This window comes from Uliginosibacterium sp. sgz301328, from assembly GCF_041807905.1.
In the GTDB taxonomy this organism is placed as follows: domain Bacteria; phylum Pseudomonadota; class Gammaproteobacteria; order Burkholderiales; family Rhodocyclaceae; genus JBGVSA01.
Genome location: NZ_JBGVSA010000004.1, coordinates 33,325 through 53,830 on the forward strand (window position 1 = coordinate 33,325; position 20,506 = coordinate 53,830).

20 protein-coding genes are annotated in these 20,506 nt (G+C 66.1%); 3 read left to right on the plus strand and 17 right to left on the minus strand.

Features of this window, described 5'->3' with window-relative positions; translation table 11 throughout:
- Nucleotides 1–6: 6 nt before the first annotated feature.
- From ACDA63_RS04080 to ACDA63_RS04145, 14 genes are all read right to left on the minus strand, one after another.
- On the minus strand, nt 7–645 hold the full coding sequence (locus tag ACDA63_RS04080) for a CDGSH iron-sulfur domain-containing protein (RefSeq protein WP_373661906.1): 639 nt from the start codon (nt 643–645) through the stop codon (nt 7–9).
- 76 nt (nt 646–721) lie between these two features.
- On the minus strand, nt 722–2,176 hold the full coding sequence (locus tag ACDA63_RS04085) for an efflux transporter outer membrane subunit (RefSeq protein ID WP_373661907.1): 1,455 nt from the start codon (nt 2,174–2,176) through the stop codon (nt 722–724).
- Nucleotides 2,177–2,186: 10 nt separating this feature from the next.
- On the minus strand, nt 2,187–3,332 hold the full coding sequence (locus ACDA63_RS04090) for an ABC transporter permease (protein ID WP_373661908.1): 1,146 nt from the start codon (nt 3,330–3,332) through the stop codon (nt 2,187–2,189).
- Nucleotides 3,329–4,270: an ABC transporter ATP-binding protein gene (locus ACDA63_RS04095; RefSeq protein WP_373661909.1), complete on the minus strand. Its 942-nt coding sequence runs from the start codon at nt 4,268–4,270 to the stop codon at nt 3,329–3,331. Before ACDA63_RS04095 ends, ACDA63_RS04090 begins: the two co-directional genes overlap by 4 nt.
- Nucleotides 4,267–5,229 (minus strand): HlyD family secretion protein, encoded by a 963-nt coding sequence (locus ACDA63_RS04100; RefSeq protein WP_373661910.1) that lies wholly within the window; start codon nt 5,227–5,229, stop codon nt 4,267–4,269. Before ACDA63_RS04100 ends, ACDA63_RS04095 begins: the two co-directional genes overlap by 4 nt.
- 1 nt (nt 5,230) lies before the next feature.
- Nucleotides 5,231–5,899, minus strand: a complete 669-nt coding sequence (locus ACDA63_RS04105) for a TetR/AcrR family transcriptional regulator (RefSeq protein WP_373661911.1) — start codon at nt 5,897–5,899, stop codon at nt 5,231–5,233.
- 101 nt (nt 5,900–6,000) lie between these two features.
- Nucleotides 6,001–7,089 carry a GNAT family N-acetyltransferase gene (locus ACDA63_RS04110; protein WP_373661912.1) on the minus strand — a complete coding sequence of 363 codons (1,089 nt, stop codon included), beginning with the start codon at nt 7,087–7,089 and terminating at the stop codon, nt 6,001–6,003.
- A 107-nt stretch (nt 7,090–7,196) separates the two neighbouring features.
- The gene (locus ACDA63_RS04115) at nt 7,197–8,114 is read right to left on the minus strand and encodes a glycosyltransferase family 2 protein (protein WP_373661913.1); all 918 of its coding nucleotides are present in this window, start codon (nt 8,112–8,114) and stop codon (nt 7,197–7,199) included.
- Nucleotides 8,115–8,222: 108 nt separating this feature from the next.
- Nucleotides 8,223–9,725, minus strand: coding sequence for a tripartite tricarboxylate transporter permease (locus ACDA63_RS04120; protein WP_373661914.1), 1,503 nt, complete (start codon nt 9,723–9,725; stop codon nt 8,223–8,225).
- 25 nt (nt 9,726–9,750) lie between these two features.
- Nucleotides 9,751–10,299, minus strand: a complete 549-nt coding sequence (locus tag ACDA63_RS04125; protein ID WP_373661915.1) for a tripartite tricarboxylate transporter TctB family protein — start codon at nt 10,297–10,299, stop codon at nt 9,751–9,753.
- Nucleotides 10,300–10,364: 65 nt separating this feature from the next.
- Nucleotides 10,365–11,330 carry a Bug family tripartite tricarboxylate transporter substrate binding protein gene (locus ACDA63_RS04130; protein WP_373661916.1) on the minus strand — a complete coding sequence of 322 codons (966 nt, stop codon included), beginning with the start codon at nt 11,328–11,330 and terminating at the stop codon, nt 10,365–10,367.
- Nucleotides 11,331–11,407: 77 nt separating this feature from the next.
- Nucleotides 11,408–12,079, minus strand: a complete 672-nt coding sequence (locus ACDA63_RS04135; protein WP_373661917.1) for a 2-dehydro-3-deoxy-6-phosphogalactonate aldolase — start codon at nt 12,077–12,079, stop codon at nt 11,408–11,410.
- An 8-nt stretch (nt 12,080–12,087) separates the two neighbouring features.
- A complete protein-coding gene (locus tag ACDA63_RS04140) occupies nt 12,088–13,062 on the minus strand; it encodes a 2-dehydro-3-deoxygalactonokinase (protein ID WP_373661918.1) in 975 nt (324 codons plus the stop codon).
- A gap of 1 nt (nt 13,063) precedes the next feature.
- The gene (locus tag ACDA63_RS04145; protein WP_373661919.1) at nt 13,064–13,864 is read right to left on the minus strand and encodes an IclR family transcriptional regulator; all 801 of its coding nucleotides are present in this window, start codon (nt 13,862–13,864) and stop codon (nt 13,064–13,066) included.
- Nucleotides 13,865–14,039: 175 nt separating this feature from the next.
- Between ACDA63_RS04145 and ACDA63_RS04150 the strand changes: the two genes are divergently transcribed.
- Nucleotides 14,040–16,022, plus strand: a complete 1,983-nt coding sequence (locus tag ACDA63_RS04150; protein WP_373661920.1) for a UvrD-helicase domain-containing protein — start codon at nt 14,040–14,042, stop codon at nt 16,020–16,022.
- Nucleotides 16,023–16,080: 58 nt separating this feature from the next.
- Here ACDA63_RS04150 and ACDA63_RS04155 read toward each other — a convergent pair whose 3' ends face one another.
- The 3 genes from ACDA63_RS04155 to def all read right to left on the minus strand — a co-directional run bounded on the left by ACDA63_RS04155 (nt 16,081) and on the right by def (nt 18,047).
- Nucleotides 16,081–16,485: a YccF domain-containing protein gene (locus ACDA63_RS04155; protein WP_373661921.1), complete on the minus strand. Its 405-nt coding sequence runs from the start codon at nt 16,483–16,485 to the stop codon at nt 16,081–16,083.
- A gap of 38 nt (nt 16,486–16,523) precedes the next feature.
- The gene (gene fmt, locus ACDA63_RS04160) at nt 16,524–17,453 is read right to left on the minus strand and encodes a methionyl-tRNA formyltransferase (protein WP_373661922.1); all 930 of its coding nucleotides are present in this window, start codon (nt 17,451–17,453) and stop codon (nt 16,524–16,526) included.
- A 90-nt stretch (nt 17,454–17,543) separates the two neighbouring features.
- A complete protein-coding gene (gene def / locus ACDA63_RS04165) occupies nt 17,544–18,047 on the minus strand; it encodes a peptide deformylase (RefSeq protein ID WP_373661923.1) in 504 nt (167 codons plus the stop codon).
- A gap of 221 nt (nt 18,048–18,268) precedes the next feature.
- Between def and ACDA63_RS04170 the strand changes: the two genes are divergently transcribed.
- Entirely contained in the window at nt 18,269–19,342 is a 1,074-nt protein-coding gene (locus ACDA63_RS04170) for a LysM peptidoglycan-binding domain-containing protein (RefSeq protein ID WP_373661924.1), read from the plus strand.
- A 4-nt stretch (nt 19,343–19,346) separates the two neighbouring features.
- Nucleotides 19,347–20,462 carry a DNA-processing protein DprA gene (gene dprA, locus ACDA63_RS04175; protein ID WP_373661925.1) on the plus strand — a complete coding sequence of 372 codons (1,116 nt, stop codon included), beginning with the start codon at nt 19,347–19,349 and terminating at the stop codon, nt 20,460–20,462.
- The last annotated feature ends 44 nt before the right edge of the window (nt 20,463–20,506 follow it).

Here is a 20,506-nt window from a genome sequence, read left to right on the forward strand (position 1 = left end):
GCCTGCTCAGTCCTCGGTGTGGAAGCCCACTTTGGCGTGGGTGCCGTCGCAGTACGGTTTGTTGGCGGAGTGTCCGCAGCGGCACAGCCAGGCTTCGGTGACGCGATTGATCGTTTTGCCCGTGCCGCTGACGACTTCGAGATTGCCCGTGACGTGCAAGGGCCCATTGGGCACCGGATCGACGCGCAGGGCGCCGCCGCGCGCCGCCAGTGCGTTCGATTCGACCGCCGCCGGCTCGCCCGTGGCGGCAAAGTGCGCCGCATTGTGGCTACCGTCGCAGAAGGGTTTGTTGTGCGACTCGCCGCAGCGGCACAGCGTCAGGCGAAAGCCTTCTTCCTTGCCGCCGACATTCAGTGGTGCGTGGAAGGCGAGCGGGCCGTTTTCGCGTACGCGCACGAGATTGACGGCGGGTGCTGCCTCGCCCGGGCTGCCGTCGGTGCATTCATACTGGATCGCGCCCGACGGGCAACTGTGGGCGAGGATGGCGATTTCGGTGACGCTGGCGCGTTCCGGGTGAATCCACGCTCCTTCCACGTTGGGTACGAACACATCGGGCCTGCCCAGCACACAATTGCGCGAATGCACGCAGCGCGTGCCGTCGAAGTGGATCACCACCTTGCCGCCGGCAACGGTTTCGACTGCCATGACCGCAACCCCCTCAGTGAAGTGTCATGGCTGGATTGTAGGTAGCTGCGCGGGGCAGCGCCATCGTGCGGGGTCGCTAGCGCTGGGCGACGGCGTCCCAGCCCCCGCCCAAAGACTGGAACAGCGCGGCGGTGTCGGCCATGCGATCCGCCGCCGCCACGATGCGGTCGCGCTCGGTCTGGGCTCGCGTGCGTTCGGCGTCGAGCAGCGTCAGATGGCTGACCGCGCCGAGCGTGTAGCGCGCCTGCGTGGTCTGGTACACGTCGGCGGCCAGCGCCGCTGCATCGCTGCGGGCCTGTACGGCATCGGCGTCGTGCTGGAGCGCCTGCAGGACGTCGGCGACCTGTTGCAGCGCCTGCAATACGGTCTGCCGGTATCCGGCGGCGGCCGCATCGTAGGCAGCCTCGGCCGAGCGCTTTTCGGCGCGCAACGCTCCGCCATGGAAGATCGGTTGCATCAGTCCCGCAGCGATGCTCCAGACGTTCACGCCATTGCTCACGTCTTCCACGCGGGTGCGCGACGAACCGAAACTCCCCGTGATGGTGAACTGTGGATACAGGTTGGCGGTAGCCACGCCCACGTCGGCGCTGGCCTGGTGCCACAGTGCTTCGGCCGCGCGGATGTCGGGCCGTTGGCGAGCCAGCGCGGACGGCACGGACAGCGGCAGTTCTCGCGGTAGCGACAAGGATTCGAACTCCGGCACCTGCAGGTCCGATTCTCCCGGCGACGTGCCCATGTAGGTGGCAAGCTGGTGGCGCAGTTGCGCGCTTTGCTGTTCCAGCGGCGCGAGTGAGGCGCGTGTCTGTGCGACAAGGGCTGCCTGATTGCGCACGTCCACCGTCGCCACCGCGCCGAGCGATTCGCGCTGCTGCATGATCGAGAGCTGCTGCGACTGCGCCGCCAGGATGCGCGTGGTGGCATCGATCTGCGCGCGCGTCGCGGCCAGCCGGATGAAGCTCGTCGCCACGTTGGCGGCCAGCGACTGGCGCGCGGCGTCGAGCTGGAAGCGCTGGTAGTCGACCTGCGCCATCAAGCCTTCGAGCATGCGACGGTTGCCGCCGAACACGTCGAGCGTGTACGAGACATTGACCGAGGCGTTGTAGACATTGAACGGCCCCGGGTTGGGAACGTTGGGGATGCCGAATGCGGCCGGGTCGACCTGCTGGCGCGTGGCTTTGACCTGCAGGTCTGCGGACGGCCATTCGGTGCCGCCTTGCTGCGCGGCGTAGTCTTCCTGCGCCTGGCGCAGTCGCGCATTGGCCTGCGCCAGCGTGGGGCTGTTGGCGAGCGCCACGTCGACGGCCCGATCCAGTTCGGGCGAGCCGAATGCGCGCCACCATTGCGCAGGCGGTGCGGTGTCCGCGCGCACCGTCTGCGTCGTGCCGGCCGCGGCAAAGGCAGCGGGCGCGGCGTCGGCCGCGTAGCGATCGGTCGGCGCTGTCTGCGGTGCGCGGAAATCGGGGCCAACGGCACACGCGGCGAGCGCGGCGCCAATGGCGAGCGCACACAGGGTTCGATGCAGGTGGGCCATGGTCATGTCCTCAATCAAGCGTGCGCCGGTAGAAACGCACCGCCACCGCCATCATCACGATGCCGAACACGGCGATCGGCCATACGTTGGGCCACAGGTCGGCCCAATCGTTGCCCTTGAGCAGAATGCCGCGGATGAGCCGGTTGAAATACGTCAGCGGCAGCACGTTGCCGATGTACTGCGCCCACACCGGCATGCCGCGGAAGGGAAACATGAAGCCGGACAGCAGCAGGCTGGGCAAGAAGTAGAAGACCGTCATCTGCATCGCCTGCAACTGGTTCTGCGCCAGCGATGACAGCGTGATGCCGACCGTGAGGTTGGCGGCAATGAACAGCAGCGCGGCCAGGTACACCGCCACGATGCTGCCCATGAACGGCACGCCGAAGACGAAGTGCGCCGCGATCAGGATGATGCTTGCCTGCAGCAGCCCGATGGCGATGTAGGGCACGATCTTGCCGCTCATGACTTCGATGGGTTTCACCGGCGTGGCGAGCAGGTTTTCCATGGTGCCGCGCTCGCGTTCGCGCGTCATCGCCAGCCCCGTCATCATCACCAGCGTCATCGTCAGCACGACGCCCATCAGGCCCGGCACGGTGTTGAACTGCGAGTTGTTCTCCGGGTTGTAGAGGCGGTGCACGCGGATCTCGAACGGATCGGGCCGGCCCTGCAGATGTGCCAGTGCGCCGACGGCGTCGCGCTGCGACACGTTATGCACGATCTGGTTGACGGCCGACAGCGCGGTGCCCGTGGCGGTCGGATCGGTGGCGTCGGCTTCGATGAGCATGGCGGGACGCTCACCGCGCAACAGGCGCCGGGTGAAATCGGTCGGTATGTTGAGGACGAACTGCACGCGCCCTTGCGCGAGTGCGGCGCGGCCTTCCTCTTCGGTCGCCAGTTGTTCGGTGATGGCGAAGTAGGCGGAGTTCTTCATCGCTGCGACCACGCTGCGCGTGAACTCGCTTTGATCGGCGGCGATGATCGCGGTGGGCAGATGCTTGGGGTCGGTGTTGATGGCAAAACCGAAGAGCGTGAGCTGGATGATCGGGATGCCGACGATCATGCCGAACGTGATGCGGTCGCGCCGGAGCTGGAGGAATTCCTTGAGCACGATGCTCCACCAGCGCGCGAAGGAGAATCCATCGAAATGCCGCATCATGCCTGCCCTCCGAAGTTGTCCTGCGACTGCGCCATCATGTAGATGAAGACGTCTTCGAGCGAGGTTTCGGCAGGCTCGATGCGTGCGTCCTGCCCGGCGACTTCGCGGATGGCGCGTTCGAGCGCGGCGGCGTCGCGCCCGCTCACGTGCAGCGCGGAACCGAAGGCGACCGTCTGGTCCACGCCCGGCGTCTGGCGCAGGCGCGCAGACAGTTCGACCAGACGGTCGCCGTGCAGCGTGAAGGTATGCAGCCCCTGGCCGGCGATGATGTTGGCGGCCACACCCTGTGCGAGCAGCTTGCCGTAGGCGATGTAGGCCAGCTTGTGGCAACGCTCGGCTTCGTCCATGTAGTGCGTGCTGACCAGTACCGAAATGCCCTGCGCGGCGAGCTGGTGCAGTTCTTCCCAGAAGTCGCGCCGCGCTGTGGGATCGACGCCGGCGGTGGGTTCGTCGAGCAGCAGCAGTCGGGGTTCATGCAGCATGCATGCCGCCAGCGCGAGCCGCTGCTTCCATCCCCCCGACAGCGAACCGGTGAGCTGGTTGGCGCGCGAGGTCAGCCGCAAGCCTTCGAGCGCTTTGTCGACGGCTTCGCGCCGCCGCGCCATGCCGTACACGCGCGCGACGAAGTCGAGGTTCTCGCGGATCGTCAGGTCGTCCCAGTACGAGAACTTCTGCGTCATGTAGCCGACGTGCCGCTTGATCTGGTCGCTCTCGCGCACGATGTCGTAGCCCAGGCAGGTGCCGCTGCCCGAATCGGGCGTGAGCAGGCCGCACATCATGCGGATGGAGGTCGTCTTGCCGCTGCCGTTGGGACCGAGAAAGCCGAAGATCTCGCCACGCCGCACCTGCAGCGACACGTCGTTGACGACGTGCTTGTCGCCGAAGTGCTTGTTCAGCCCCTTGACGTCGATGACAAGGGTATCGTCGCGTCCGCTCACTTGAGGACAACCTCGACGGGCTGACCCGGACGCAGGCGCGGCGCATCGGCGGGCGTCGGGCGCGCTTCGATCATGAACACCAGCTTGGCGCGGTTTTCGTTGCTGTAGATGACGGGTGGTGTGAATTCGGCCTCGTTGGAGATGAAGGTGACGCGCGCATCGACCGGCGCTTCGCATCCGTCGCAGCGGATGGTGAGCGCCCGGCCCGGCGCGATACTGCCCACCACACCCTGCGGCACGAAGAAGCGCACCTTCACGTTTTCTGGCGGCAGCATGCGTACCACGGCGTTGCCCGCGGCGACCCATTCGCCACGGCGGAACAGCGTGTCGTAGACCAGGCCGGCAGCCGGCGCCGCGACCGTCTTCTGGTCGAGCCGCCATTGCGCCTGCGCGAGCGCGGCGCGGGCCGCATCGACCTGCGCGGACTGCGCGCGGATCTGTTCGCTGCGACTGGGCAGTGCATCCACCGCCAACTGGCTGCGCAACTGACGGACCTGCGCCGCAGTGGCTTCGGCCTGCGCGCGCGATTCATCCAGTTGCGCCTGCGCGATGCCGCCGATGCGCAGTTGCCCTTCGTCCCGCGTGAGCTGCAACGCTGCCTTGCGTGCGTTGGCTTCGGCCTGTACCAGTTGGGCGCGGGTGACGTCGATCTCTTGCGGACGCTTGCCGACGCGGATGTCCGCCAGTTGCGCCTCGGCTGCCGAGAGCTGGCGGGCGGCCTGCTGGACGCCGGCGGTCTCGTCGGCGGACTCCAGTACGAACAGCGGCGCGTCGGCGGCGACCTGCTGTCCTCGCGCGACGTCGAGCTTTTCCAGCCGTCCGCCCTGCGATGAGGCCAGGTTCACGAACTCTCCTTCGATGTAGCCCTGGTAGGTATCGCGCGCCGGCTCCGAGCATGCGGCGATGAGCGCTGGCATGAGTGCCAGCAGGGCGTAGTGCGAAGCGCGGATGGGGGACATGTCAGCTTCTCCGGGTGGATGCGTGCGGCGTATCCATGCCATGGCGCAGCAGTGATACGACATGCTCGACGAGGGCGTCGACGTCGATGGCCTGGCCGGTGATGTGGACGAAGACCGACGATACCGCCAGCGGCATCATGGTCAGGCCGACCACCGACATGAACATGTATCGCGCGTCGAGCCGCGGGTTGATGCGTCCTTCGCGCTGCCCCTGCGCGATCAGTGCGTTGAGCACCTGCAGCTTGTCCGACGGTAATCGCGGCAGCACGCGCTGACGCAATTGGCCGCCATCGCTGATGACCTCGCGCAGCCACAACGCGGGGATCTGCGGCACATTGCGGGCGGCTTCGGCAATGCGCCGGACGATTCCTTCCACGGCGTCGAAGGGGTCGGCGCTCTGCTGGACGGGGTTCCATACGTTGGCGATCACCGGCGCCAGGCGTTCATCGACGACGGCGTCGAAGAGCAACTCGCGGTTCTTGAAGTAGTAATGCACCATCGCTGGCGTGACGCCAGCGTGCTTGGCGATCTGCGCGATGGATGTTGCGGCCACGCCCTGATCGGCAATGAGCGACAGCGTGGCGTCGAGCAGGCGTTCGCGCGCAGCGGCGCCGTCGGAGGCGACGGGACGGCCGACGGCATGGCGCTGGGGGGCTTTTCTGGACAGCATGGCGCGTACACTAATTAATGATTTAGTTAATTTCAAGCCAGCATTGCCAAGGCGCGACGGGACGCGGTTGCCCGCATGGAAACGCAGACCGCCCCGAGCGGCTAGCGATCTGGTTCGGTATCGGTCTGCGTGGACGGAGACCGCCGCAGGCGCTGGCGCATCTGACCGGCCATCTCGCGCGCGCCGGCGGCGATGCCGCGCAGGGTCATGGGGTTGCAGGCGACCAGGCCGATGCGCTGGCGGCGTGCGCCCATCCACGATCGCTTGTAAGGGTCGTCGCCCGTGAGGTAGTCGATCTCGCTCACGCGGTCATGATCGAGCGCGTATTCGAACAGGTGGGCGGACAGCACCGTGCCGGCCGACAGCCTGGCGTATTCCTGATCGTAGGCGAGCTTGAAGATGCTGGCGCGCCCGTGCAGCGTGAACCAGAACTGTGCGGCGATGGGCACGTCCCCCTGCCACGCCAGGCCGAGCCGCAGCCAGCCGTGTTGCGCGCAGGCCATGGCCCAGTCGCGCACGAAGCCGGCGTACGGCTCGGGCTGCTTCCAGCTCAGCGCATAGATGCGCTCATAGGCGTCCATGGCACGCGGCACGTCTGCAGGTGCCTGCACGATTTCCAGCCGCGCCTCGCCATTGGCGGCGAACTGCTTTTTCTTGCGCGTCCAGGTGTTGCGGGTTTGCGAGTCGCGTGCGGCCATGTAGTCGCTGAACGAAACACCTTTGCAGGGCAGGTACCAGTTGCCGAACCGGTCGTACTGGCGGGTCAGCCATCCGCGCGCGGCCAGCGCCTGACGCAGCGATTGCGTATCGCCGTCGTCCTCATCGAGCGGCGCGAGATCGAGAATCGCCGGGCGCGGGCGGTAGGTGGCGATCTGTTCGACCAGCGCCGTGATGGCGCGCTGGCGCGCCGCACCTGCGTCGAGCGTGCTGACCAGCGGGGAATGCAGCGAGGTGTAGTAGTTGGCCACGGCGTGCCAGGTGCGACGCCCGTCGTCGCTGTAGAAGAGCATCAGGCTGCGGCCGTCGTCGGCGACCGGGGCGAAGAATGACCACGCTCCGGTGGCAATGTGCTGGACGAACAGTCGCATCCACGCTGCGCACATGAACGGATTGCGGCGTGCTTCGGCGTCGAAGAGTTCGCGGTACTCGTCGATGAATCGCAACGTTTCGTGCTGGGTCATGACGCGCATGAGGCGGGCTCCGTTGCGGGGTCTTTTTGGGGGGCGGGGCGATTATCCCGACCGTGCGGGCGGGCCAACAAGGAAATCCGTCCGCAAGGGGCGTCGAAAATCCTGCCCTAACGGCGCATCGACTGGCGGATGAGATGTCGCGTGTAGGGGGCGTAGCGCCAGCCGCCATCCGACAGGCATTGCCAGTGCAGTTGCCAGGCACGGCCAAGTTCGCCGTCCTGCAACGCTTGGTTGGAAAGCGTGTTGAGCGCGGTCTGGTATTTCGATTCGATGGCACGCCGATGTGCCGCCGACATGGGCAGCCTTCCCAGTTCGCGCAGGAACGCCGGATAGGCGGCGAAGTACTTTGCGCTGCGCGAGGCCGACAAAGGATTGTCGCCGCTGCGCCAGAACGTCATCGCTTCGTCGTAGTGCACGCGCTTGCCCTGCGCGAGCAGCGCGAACAGCAACCACGTCCATTCGAAGTAGCGCAGATCGAAGGCAAAGACATCCGATGACACGGTGGCGTTGCGCACCATGATCGCGGATGAACCGAACCAGTTGGCGCGCAGGAGGCTGGCGCGCGGGTCGCGGTTGATTTCGTCGGCGCGGCCCGGCGCGACCAGCGGAGTCTCGACGCCGTCGCTGGATTCAAGACCGTTGGTGACGATGACGTCCGCGTCCGGGTGTGCCGCCGCCACGGCAAGGCGAATGCGCAAGGCGTCCGGCAGGAGCCGGTCGTCGTCATCCACGAAACAGGTGAATTCTCCTTGGGCTGCCTGCCGGCCGGCATGGCGCGCGGCGGACACGTTTCCCTCGGCGCGCCGAAGGATCGTCGCCTGCCACGGCAGTCGCGCAAGGAGCGATTCGTCGACCCGCGCGCCATTGACCACGACGACGACTTCAACGGCGACGTCGCGCTGGCTCAGGGCGCTGTCAATGGCGTCCGGCAGCAGGCCGGCGCGCGCCGATTCGCAAGTCGTGGGGATGACGACGGTGACGTACGGCCGTTTGTCCGACGTCACCCTCGCAGTTGATGCTGCCATCGTGTCTCTCCGCCGCAGGTCCGGGCCCGCCCGGTGGCAGAGTCTAGCGCGGGAGACAACATGCTTTGTGACGGACGGGCACGTGCTGCCCGTCCGTACGGGGCGGCCTCAGGCCGCGGCCAGCCTGCGGCGACGATGCTTGATGATGCCGCCGACGATGGGTGCGGCCAGCGTGACGATCGCCAGCAGGAGCAGCACGACGGTGATCGGGCGCGTGTAGAGGAAGTCGATGCTGCCGTTGGACATCGACAGGGCGCGACGATAGTTGCTCTCGGCGATCGGCCCCATGATCAGCGCCAGCACCACGGGCGAGGCCGGATAGCCCCACTTCTGCATGAAGTAGCCGATGACGCCCGACAGCAGCATCACGCCCACGTCGAACATGCTGTTGCCGATGGCGTAGGTGCCCACCACGCTCAGCACGAGAATGCCGACCGTGAGGATCGACTGCGGCATCTGGATGACGCGGCCGATGATGCGCAGCGACGCCAGCCCGAGGATCAGCATCATCACGTAGCAGAACAGCATGCCGGCGAAGACCGTGTAGATCATGTCGCCGTGTTCCTTGAACAGCAGCGGGCCGGGTTGCAGACCTTGCAGGATGAGCGCGCCCATCATCACGGCGGTCACCGCGTCACCGGGAATGCCCAGCGTGAGCATCGGCAGCAGGTCGCCGCCGGTGCAGCCGTTGGCGCCCGATTCGCAGGCGGCCACGGCCTTGAGTTCGCCCTTGCCGAAGTTCTCCGGCGTCTTGGAGAAACGCTTGGTCTCGTTGTATGCGACGAAGGCGGCGATGTCCGCGCCCGCACCCGGAATGATGCCGACGATCACGCCCAGGCCCGACGAGCGCAGGATGGTGAGGATCAGCCCCTTGAACACCGACCACGGTGGAATGACCCGGCCGATGGTGGCCTTCACGCGGGCGGTGAGGTCGCTCTTTTCCATCGACTTGAAAGCCTCGGCCGCGGCGAACAGGCCGATCATGACGGGAATGAACTTCACGTCCATGAGTTCATCCATGCCGCCCGTGAAGCGCGGAAAGCCGCCCATGGGGTCCAGCCCGATGGTCGACACCAGCAGGCCGACCATGCCTGCGATCAGCCCCTTGAGCAACGATTCGCCGGCCACGCTGGCGATGATCGACAGCCCGAAGCAGGCCAGCGCAAAGCTCTCCGCCGCGCTGAACTTGAGCGCCCAGCCGGCCAGCACGGGCGACAGAAAGATCAGCGCCAGTATGCTGATCGTGCCGCCGATGAAGGATGAGAACGTCGCCGTGCCCAAGGCCAGCCCCGCCTGCCCTTTCTTGGTCAGCGCATAGCCGTCGATGGCGGTGGCCGCGGCCGCCGGCGTGCCGGGGATGCGCAGCAGGATGGCGGTGATCGAGCCGGCATAGACGCCGCCGAAGTGGATGCCGGCCAGCAGCAGAAGGGCTGACACCGGCTCCATGCCGAACGTGAAGGGCAGCATGATGGCCACCCCCATGGTGGCCGTCAGGCCGGGTAGCGCACCGATGACGATGCCGAAGGCCGTGCCAACGACGGCGAACAGGATTGCCTGCGGGTGCGCCGCGAGATTGGCCGCGCCTTGCGCGAGTAGGTCCATTCCTAGCATGAGTACACCTGTGTTCCGCGTTGCGTCAGTCGAACAGCGTGCCCGTGGGCAGCGCCACCGACATGCCGACATCGAAGATGAGATACAGCCCGAAGGTCACGCCAAGCGCGATCACCAGGCCCGGCACCACACGCCGGAAACCCAGCACCTGCATCAGCACGAACATGAAGATCGGCGTGGTCACGAGATACCCGGCCCACGAGATGGCCGCCACGTAGGCCACGGTCAGCAGTACGCCGAGCACAGGGTTGAGGTAATTGATCGGACCCGTCGGTTCGGCCAGCGCTTCCGATTCCTCCGTACCGATCGGATCGGTGGCGTCCGGCAGCGCGCCATGGCTGAAGTGATTGAAAATGAGCAGCACGCACAGCACGATCAGGATGCCGGCGAAGGCTGTCGGGAATGCTCCCGCGCCAATGTCGGTGGCCACGGCGGTGGTCGGGAAGCTGCGAGACTCAACGATGGTCGCGAGGGCGATGAGGATCAGCAGCACGCCAACGACGACGTCGGAGCGCCGGCCGATGCGTGCAAGAATGCCATTGTCCTGCGCAGCGGGGTCGCGGGATTCAGCCATGGTGAAAATCTCCAGGGTGCTAAGCGGCGCGCCTTGCGGGGCGCGCCGGGTGGTACAGCGTTGCGTTACTTCTTCAGGCCGAGTTGGCCGATCAGGGTGCTGAAGAAGGCTTCGTCCTTCTTGATGGCGGCGCCGAAGGCATCGGCGTCCAGGTAGGCGAAGGTCAGGTTCATCTTGGCCAGCGCATCACGGAAGCCCTGTTCGTCAGTGGCTTTCTTGGTGGCGGTCTTGAGCACCTCCAGCACTTCCTTCGGCGTACCCTTCGGCGCGACGATGCCGCGCCACGTGCCGATGGACAGATCGACGCCCTTTTCCTTCAGCGTCGGCACCTGCTCGAAGCCCTTGGCGCGGGCGTCGCCCATCACCACCAACGACTTGAGCTTGCCGGCCTGCACCTGGGCGACGACCTCGGCCGGACTGACCGCCACGGCTTCGATGTGACCACCAAGCAGGGCTGCAACGGCGGGCGCTGCGCCGTCGAAGGGCACGTGGTTGAACTTGACGCCGGTCTTCTGCTCCAGCGCGGCGGCGGCCAGGTGCCAGATGGCGCCCGTGCCGGAGTTGCCGATGCGCACCTTGCCCGGGTTGGCCTTGGCGTAGGCCATGAATTCCTCGTAGGTCTTCCACGGCGCATCGGCCTGCACGGTGATGGCGGAAGGTTCGGCGTTCAGGCGGGCGATCGGTGCGAAGTCATCGATCGAGAAGCGACCCATGCCCAGCGACGGCAGTGTCGTCATTTCGACCACGCCCATGGCGATCTTGTAACCGTCCGGGCGGGCGCGGGCGACTTCGGTCAGGCCCAGCGCGCCGCTGCCGCCGGGTTTGTTCACCACACCGACCGATTTGGGCAGATGCTTGTTGATGGCGTCGGCATAGGCGCGCGCCACCAGGTCGGTGCCGCCGCCGGCGGCGTACGACACGACCAGCTCGATCTGTTTGGTCGGGTACTCCGCTGCCTTGACGGGCGCAGAGAGCATCGCAACCGAGGCGAGCGCCGCCGCCAGTTGCGTGAAGAAACGTGTGTGCTTCATGGTTGGCTCCTCCTATGTGGACAGTGTTCGCGCCGCGCCGGCCACCTGGCTCTTTTTCGCGGCGAAAAAAAAACAAATCAGGGCATGTGTGCACCGGGCCGGCCATCCAGGCCGCGCCACGCTTCAACGAAAGCCGCGGCGTTGCGGGCCACGTCGTCGGCCGACATATGCGGTGCGTACAGTGCCGACCCGAGGCCGAAGCCATGCGCCCCTGCCGCAACGAAGGGCGCCATGCCCTGTGGCGTGATGCCGCCGACCGGCAGCAGCGGCACGTGGCGCGGCAGCACTGCGCGCATGGCACGGAGCACGGCGGGCGTGACCAGTTCGGCCGGGAAGAACTTGAGCGCGTCGGCGCCCGCTTCGAGTGCCGCGAACGCTTCGGCGGGCGAGACCACGCCGGGCAGGCTGACAAGACCGGCGGCCTTGGTGGCGCGGATGATGTCGCCGTTGGAATGCGGCATCACCACCAGTTGGCCGCCGACGTCGCGCAGGCGGGCAATATCGTCGACCCGCAGCACCGTGCCGGCGCCGACCAGTGCGTCGGCGGGCAATTGCTTGCGGATCAGCGCGATGCTGTCGAACGGCTGCGGCGAATTGAGCGGCACTTCGATCAGGCGGAAGCCCGCGTCGTAGAGTGCGCGCGATACCGGCAGCGCCTGCTGTGGCGCGAGTCCGCGCAGGATGGCGACCAGCGGGAGCTGGCGCATGGCGGCTTCGAAAGCCTGTGCGATTGAGGTGGCGTCTGTCATGTCGATCCTTAGTCCGCAAGCAGCCCGGCCGCGCGCGAGAACGCATGCAGGCCGGCCGGGGCGGTGCTGTCGATGAGACGGGGCGTGGGCCCGCCGAGTAGTTCCAGGGCGAGCTGGTAGCGCCGACAAAGTGCCGGTTCGCCCACCAGCACGAAAGGCGCGCCGCTGGCGAGCAGCGCCGCATTGCGCGCCAGGCCCGAGACGAGTTCGTGGCCGATGAGCAGGCCCGAGAGGTAATCCGCCAGTTCATGGCGTGGCAGACGCGCGGTGAGTCCGAGCGTGCGGGCCGCGAAAAGCTGGTGCAGCAGATCGCCCGCGGTCCCCGTGGTGGCAGCCCGCACGCCGCGCTGGAAGCCGGAGCCTTCGGGCGCCTGGCTGTCGTCCATCATCAGTCCGAGCGTGGAGTGCGCGCGCAGCACGGCGTACAACTCACCCGTCATGTAACTGGCGAAACCGACGATGTGCGCAGCCTGTATGCCGACCCATTTGCTGTGCGTGCCGGGCAGTACGATGCAGGCGGCATCCGCCAGCGCGGGTTCGAGCGCGAGTGCGCCGAACACCTGGATTTCTTCGCCGCGCATGACATCGGGCGGCGCATCGGCGCTATCGGACAGCACGCCGGGCGCGATATGCAGCGTGCGCCCGTTGGCCGTCACCGGCACGGCATGGCGGGCGATGGCGTCGAGTCCGGCCGGGCACGACACATAAGGCGCCTCGCGCCATCCCTGCGCGCTGCCGACCATGCCGCTGGCGACCGCCGGCAGCATCGGCCATTCGCGCAGCCAGTCGCCGGCGATGGTGTCCAGTGCCAGCGCAAAGCCTTCGTTGCGCGAAGGCGCGGTCGGCAGGTGCTGGATGCCGTGGCTGGCGCGGCGCTGGTCGAGGATCGTGCCGCGCGCATCCATCAGGTAAGCGCGCAGGCTGCTGGTGCCCCAGTCGAGGGCCAGCAGTGCGGGGCTTGTGGCGTATGTCTTGGTATTCATGTCAGTTCAGTGCCACGGAAATGTCGTGCGCGGCCTGCAGCACCACCGGCCCCAGTTCGCGCATGCGTTCGAGCGACATGTAGGGCACGGCGGTCGCCACGCTGATGGCGCCGATCACCGTACCCCGCGCGTCATGCAGCGGAGCGGCCACGCAGCGCACGCCGAGTTCGTTTTCTTCAAGGTCCATGACCCAGCCCTGCTCGCAGTAGCCGACCATGGTCCGTTCGTATTCCTCCCAGGGCGGAAGCAGTGGCGATTCGCCAGCGCGCTGTTTGGCGGCGATGGCCGACTGGTACAGCGTCGGCCACGCGCTGGGGTCGATGCCGAGCATCAGCGCGCGTCCGATGCCGGTGGAAGCGATCGGCATGCGAAAGCCCACGCGCGAGCGCATTTCGAGCCCGCGCGTGCCGGGGATCTTGTCCAGGTAGAACACCTCGGCCGCTTCGCGCACACCCAGGTGCACCGTGTCGCCGGTCTGCGCGGCGAGCGTTTCGAGGAAAGGCCGGGCGACGGCGGCCATGGGGCGTTGCTCCATGGCGCGGATGCCCAGTTCGATGACTTTCGGCCCCAACAGGTAAGTGCCGATGGCCGACTGGCGCAGGTATCCGGCGCGCATGAGCGCCGATAGCATGCGATGGGTGGTGCTGCGCGGTGTACCGAGTCGGGCGCCGATGCTGCGCGCGTCGCTCGCACCGGCTGCGACGCATTCGAGCAGCGAAAGGCCGCGCAACAGCGTCTGGGCGCCGCTTACTTTGTCGCTCTCGTCGGATTCTGGAATGTGGACTTGGGGCAGATCGCTCACGCTTGGGCTCTTCTGTATCGGAACAGTGGGAACAAATGTAGGTGGGTTCCGATTCGTGTGTCAATATGTGATTTCATCGTCCCAAATAATGGGATTCCCAGAGAAATCAGGCGGGTACGAAGAGAGGCGGGGCTGAGCCTGTAAAATCCATCGCCCCCTCCAGAAAGACCCGCCCGTGCTCGACCGCCTCAATCCGCAACAACGCGAAGCCACCAAGTACCTCGACGGCCCCTGCCTCGTGCTGGCCGGTGCGGGCAGTGGCAAGACGCGCGTGATCACGCAGAAGATCGCCTACATGGTCACCGAGTGCGGCATGGAGGCGCGCAACATCGCGGCCATCACTTTCACCAACAAGGCCGCACGCGAGATGGAAGAGCGCGTCGGCAAGCTGCTGACCGACGGGCGCGCCAAGGGGCTGACGGTATGCACGTTTCATGCGCTGGGCGTGCGCATCGTGCGGCAGGAGGCGAAGCTCGCCGGACTCAAGCCGCAGTTCTCGATCCTTGATTCATCCGACATCCTCGCCATCGTCGCGGAAATTGCCGGCAGTACCGACAAGGCCACCACGCGCGGCATCCAGTGGACGATTTCGGGCTGGAAGAACGCGCTGATCACGCCCGAAGAGGCCGTGAAACTCGTCAACGACGACATGACGGCGGTAGCCGCCAAGCTCTACCCGGCCTACGAACAGACGCTGCGCGCGTATCAGGCGGTGGACTTCGACGACCTCATCCGCCTGCCGGTGAAGCTGTTCGAAGAGCATCCGGAGGCGCTGGAGCGCTGGCAGAACAAACTGCGTTATCTGCTCATCGACGAGTACCAGGACACCAACGCCGCGCAGTACAAACTGCTCAAGCTGCTGACGGGTATCCGGGCGGCATTCACCGCCGTCGGCGACGACGACCAGGCCATCTACGGCTGGCGCGGCGCCGACGTGGAAAACCTGCGCCAGTTGCCGCGCGACTTTCCCAAACTGAAAGTCATCAAGCTCGAACAGAATTACCGCTCGACCAACCGCATCCTGAACGCAGCCAACACGCTCATCGCCAACAACGAGAAGCTTTTCGAGAAGACTTTGTGGTCGGAACACGGCCATGGCGATCCGATCCACATCGTGGCGGCGCGCGATCCGGAGCAAGAGGCCGAACTGGTCGCGATGCGCATCTCCACGCACCGCTTCGAGCACCGCACCAAGTTCAGCGATTACGCCATCCTGTATCGCGGCAATCACCAGGCCCGGCTGATCGAGCAGCAACTGCGCAACCACAAGATTCCTTATGTCATGAGCGGCGGGCAGAGCTTTTTCGAGCGCGCCGAAATCAAGGACGTGCTGTGCTATCTGCGCCTGATGCTCAATGGCGACGACGACCTTGCGTTCATCCGTTCGGTGACGACCCCGCGCCGGGGCGTCGGTGCGGCCACGCTCGAAGCGCTCGGACGCTACGCAGGGCATCGGCATATCAGTCTGTTCGCGGCGGTGTTCGAGGAAGGCGTGACCGAACACGTGCCCACGCGCCAGCTCGAAGTGCTGCGCAACTTCGGCAACTTCATCAATTCATTGGAATACCGGGCGACGCGCGAGCCGGCCGCGCGCATCCTCGAAGATCTGCTGCGCACCATCGGCTACGAAGCGCATCTGATGGAAACCTGCGAGGTGCGCGAAGCGGAGACCAAGTGGTCGAACGTGCGCGACCTCGTCGAATGGCTTGGCCGCAAGGGTGAGGCCGACAGCAAGAATCTGCTCGAACTCACGCAGATGGTGGCGCTGATCTCGATGCTCGAAAAGGGCGACGAAGAGGACGTCGACGCCGTACAACTGGCGACCCTGCATGCTTCGAAGGGACTGGAATTTCCCCACGTGTTTCTCATCGGCGTCGAAGAAGGCCTGCTGCCGCACCAGAGCAGCATCGACGGTGATCAGGTGGAAGAGGAACGCCGGCTGATGTATGTCGGCGTCACGCGTGCGCAAAGAAGCCTGACCATCACCCATTGCGAGCGCCGCAAGGCCGCGGGTGAAATCCGCACGGTGGAACCTTCGCGCTTCATCGAAGAGCTGGGCGACGGCCTGCGCCGCGCGGGCAAGGACGCGCCGCCAGTTTCGCAGGAAGACGCCCGCGCCAAGTTGGCCAACTTGCGGGCATTGCTGGGCGGCAAGTGAGGCACCCCGGTGGGTGCGATGTAGCACCCGAACGAGGCAGCCGGTAGCTGATCGCGTCTTAGCGGCGAACCGGCACGACCGCCATGCCGATCGGCATGAGGGCGATCATGGCCAGCTTGAGATGCTGGATGCCGAACGGAATGCCGATGATCGACACGAAATTGACGATGGCTGCGCAGACGTGGCCGATGGCGAGCCACCAGCCGGCGAGCAGAAACCACACGATATTGCCGATCAGCCCCAGCACCCCGGTGCCGATGTCGTCGCGGCCGGTGACTTCGCGGCGTGGCACCGCTACGCGGCCGAATGGCCAGAATGAAAATCCTGCAATCGTGAAGCAGGCGCGGCCCCACGGGATGCCGATGATCGTAATGAAAGCGACCAGGCCGGCGAGGCACCAGGCCAGACCCATACAGAATCCACCCAGCACGAACCACAGGATGTTGCCGATCAGACGCAACATGGTGCGACCCTTTTTCTGTTGTTGATGAATGTGTGGCTTCAGCCGGCGACCGGCTCGAAGCGTTCCCCTGCCGCAATGGCGAAACCGCGCAGGAAGTCTGCCGCTGGCAGGCGCTTGCTGCCCGGCTTCTGCAGTTCGGTCAGGCGCAGCGCGCCTTGGCCGCAGGCCACCACGACGCCGCTGTCATCGGCTGCGAGCACTTCGCCCGGCGTGCCCGCGCCCTCCACCGCATCGCCCCGCCACAGCTTGAGTGCCGTACCGCGCAGGGTGCCCGCGCCGCCCGGGAAGGGATCGAACGCGCGCAGCTTGCGGGCGAGGGTCTCGGCCGGGGCAGTGAAGTCGAGCGCCGATTCGCTCTTGGCGATCTTGCTGGCGTAGGTCACGCCGTCCTCGGGTTGCGCCGTCGGCGTGAGCGTGGGCAGCGCGCGCAGGGCCTCGACGATCATCGTGCCGCCGAGCGCCGCCAGTTTGTCGTGCAGCGTGGACGTGGTGTCCGCCGCGTCGATGGGCAAGGCTCGTCGCAACAGCATGGCGCCGGTATCGAGGCCAGCGTCCATCTGCATGATCGTGATGCCGGTTTCGGCGTCGCCCGCCTCGATGGCGCGATGGATCGGAGCGGCGCCGCGCCAGCGCGGCAACAGCGAAGCGTGGATGTTCAGGCAGCCATGGCGCGGCAGGTCCAGCACGGCCTGCGGCAGGATCAGGCCGTAGGCGGCCACCACCAGCACGTCCGGCGCGCAGGCGGCGAGGCGTTCGCGCTGTTCGGGCGTGCGGAGTTTCTCCGGCTGGTCCACGACGATGCCGCGTTCGAGTGCGAGCTTCTTGACCGGGCTGGCCTGCAGGCTCATGCCGCGGCCAGCCGGGCGATCCGGCTGGGTCAGCACCAGCGGCACGTCGAAGCCTGCGTCGAGGATGGCGCGGAGCGCGACGGCAGCGAATTCGGGCGTGCCGGCAAAGGCGATCTTCATGTGGGACTCATCCAGGTGTGCCGCGCCGCGACCCTTCGGGAAGCGAGCGCGGATGACGGAACGATCGCGCGAGGGGCGACCCTGCCAGCATCAGGCCGTGATGCGCGCCCGCTTGGCGAGCTTGGTCTTGATGCGGCCTTGCTTGAGTTGCGAGAGATATTCGACGAAGACCTTGCCGTCGAGGTGGTCGATTTCGTGCTGGATGCACACGGCCAGCAGGCCGTCGGTTTCGAGCTCGAACGACTCGCCTCTTTCGTTGAGCGCGCGCACCTTGACCCACTCGGAGCGGGTGACGGTGTCGTAAATGCCGGGCACCGACAGGCAGCCTTCCTCGCAGGTCTGCTCGCCGCGCCGCTCGAGGATCTCGGGGTTGATGAAGGCGCGCAGATCCGTCTTATCTTCGCTGATGTCGATCACGACGACGCGTTCATGTACGTCCACTTGCGTGGCCGCCAGGCCGATGCCGGGCGCGGCATACATGGTTTCGGCCATGTTCGCCACGAGTGTGCGGATGCGCTCATCCACCACGGCAACGGGCTTGGCCCGCTTGTGGAGACGCTCGTCCGGGTAATGCAGTATGGGCAGGAGTGCCATTCGTCCGACTGTCCAAAAAACCTTGATGTAAGAAATAGCTTACGGGCAGAATCTAACGGAAAACATCAATGTCCGCAGCATAAGCCCGGCCACCCGCGGGGCCTGTGTACGTTGACCATAGCGCGGACGGAGATATCCCGCGCGCAACAGAACACAACAATCGAGCTTGCCGACTGGCGGCATCCGAGCGCAGCGCGCTCACTCTTTCGGGGCATTCGCTGATGATTCGAATTATATCCGTGCTGCTGGTGGCGCTCCTCGCCAACGCTGCCGTTCCCGGCTTTGCGGCCGAACCTGCTACGGCCGCCGCCGCCCGCCAGGCGCCAGTCCAACTGGCCGACAATGCCCCGGATACGTATACGGTGGTCAAGGGCGACACGCTCTGGGACATCTCCGGCAAGTTCCTCAAGCAACCCTGGCGCTGGCCGGAAGTCTGGCGCATGAATCGCGAACAGATCCGCAATCCGCACTGGATCTACCCCGGTCAGGTGATCGTACTGGACCGCAATGGCCCGACCCTGTCGATTCGTGGTAGCCAGGGCGCGGGCGGCACCGTGAAGCTGGAGCCGCGCGCCTATGCCACGCCGCTGGATACGCCGCTGGCCAGCGTGCCGATGCGGGCCATCCAGGGCTTCCTGGTCGAACCGTTGATCGTCGAAGACGAAGCGCCGCGAGATCTGGCCTCGGTGGTCGCCATCCAGGAAAGCCGCGTGATCGCTGGCGCTGGCGACACCATCTTTGCCAAGAACATCACCCCCGGCATCGACCTGTGGCAGGTGTATCGCCGCGCCACGCCCATCAACGACCCGGTTTCCGGCCAATTGCTCGGCTACGAGGCCAAGCTGCTGGGAACGGCCCGCGTGATCACGCAGGGCTCCGGCAATCAGGCATCCGCCCTGCAGGTGGTGTCGAGCAAGCACGAAATCAATAGCGGTGACCGCCTGCTTCCGGCAGGCAAGGCCGAGATCCTGTCCTTCCCGCCGCATGCGCCGGCGGCGTCCACCCAAGGGCACGTGGTCAGCATCTATGACGGCCTCGAGGAAACCGGCCGCTACGGCGTGGTGATGTTGTCCCTGGGCAAGGCGCAGGGCATCGAGCCCGGACACGTCATGGCGCTGTATCGCAATCGCGGCGAGGTGGCATACAAGCTCGACGGCAAGGCTGAGAAATATGAATTGCCGGAAGAACGCTACGGGCTAGTATTCGTCTTCCGCGTGTTCAACAACCTTGCGTACGCCCTCGTCCTGGACAGCAGCGAACCCGTTCGGGTCGCCGATTCGGTGAGGGCGCCTTGATGGCGTGACTCATCCGACAGAATCCACCTCGCACGATCTCGAACACTGGCTACGCCTGACGCTCGTCCCGGATATCGGGACGGAGCGTCAACGCCATCTTCTGGCCGCTTTCGGCCTGCCTGAACGCATCTTTGCCGCCGGCCGCCTAGCGCTCGAACAGGTCGTCGGGCCGGGCCCGACGCAGCAACTGTTATCCACCGACAGCCGTGCCCAGATCGAAGCCGCCTTGGCCTGGGCCGACGAGCCGGACAATCGCATCATCACGCTGGCCGACCCGGCCTATCCGCCCAGCCTGCTGCACACGCCGGACCCGCCCTGCCTCATATATGTAAAGGGGCGGCTGGAACTGCTCAATCGTCCATCGATTGCCATGGTCGGCGCACGCAGCGCCACGCCGCAGGGCGTTTCCAACGCCGAGCAGTTCGCCACGGCGTTCTCTCGCGCGGGACTGACGGTGGTGAGCGGGCTGGCGCTCGGCATCGACGCGGCGGCGCATCGTGGCGCATTGCTGGGCGACGCCAGCACGGTGGCGGTGATCGGCACCGGTATCGACCGCATCTACCCGGCTCGCAACGCAACGCTGGCGCGGGCGATTGCCGAATCGGGTGCGATCGTGAGCGAATTCCCGCTCGGCATGCCTCCGCTGTCGCACAATTTCCCCCGTCGCAACCGCATCATCTCGGGCTTGTCGCGCGGCGTGCTGGTGGTGGAGGCGGCCGTGGGCAGCGGCTCGCTGATCACGGCCCGGCAGGCCGCCGAGCAGGGGCGGGAGGTGTTCGCGATTCCGGGGTCGATCCATTCGCCGCTCTCGCGCGGGTGCCACCAGCTCATCAAGCAGGGGGCCAAACTGGTCGAAAGCGCCGCCGATGTGCTCGACGAGATGGGTTGGCAGGGGCAGATCGCCGCGCCGGTGCCATTGCCGAATGCGATTTCGCCCCCACCTGTGTCGCAGGACGCGGAAAAAGTCCTTCTGGCCATGGGTTTCGACCCGGTCGATGCGGAAAATCTGCTCGGCCGGGCACGCTTGACGCCAGATGCGCTCTTCGCCATCCTGACGGCACTGGAGCTCGATGGGCGCATAGCGCGTTTGCCGGGTAACAGGTATCAACGTCTCAATTGAATCTGTTCAAAACAGTCGTAGGGCTTCCGGGCCCGCAGCCGTGG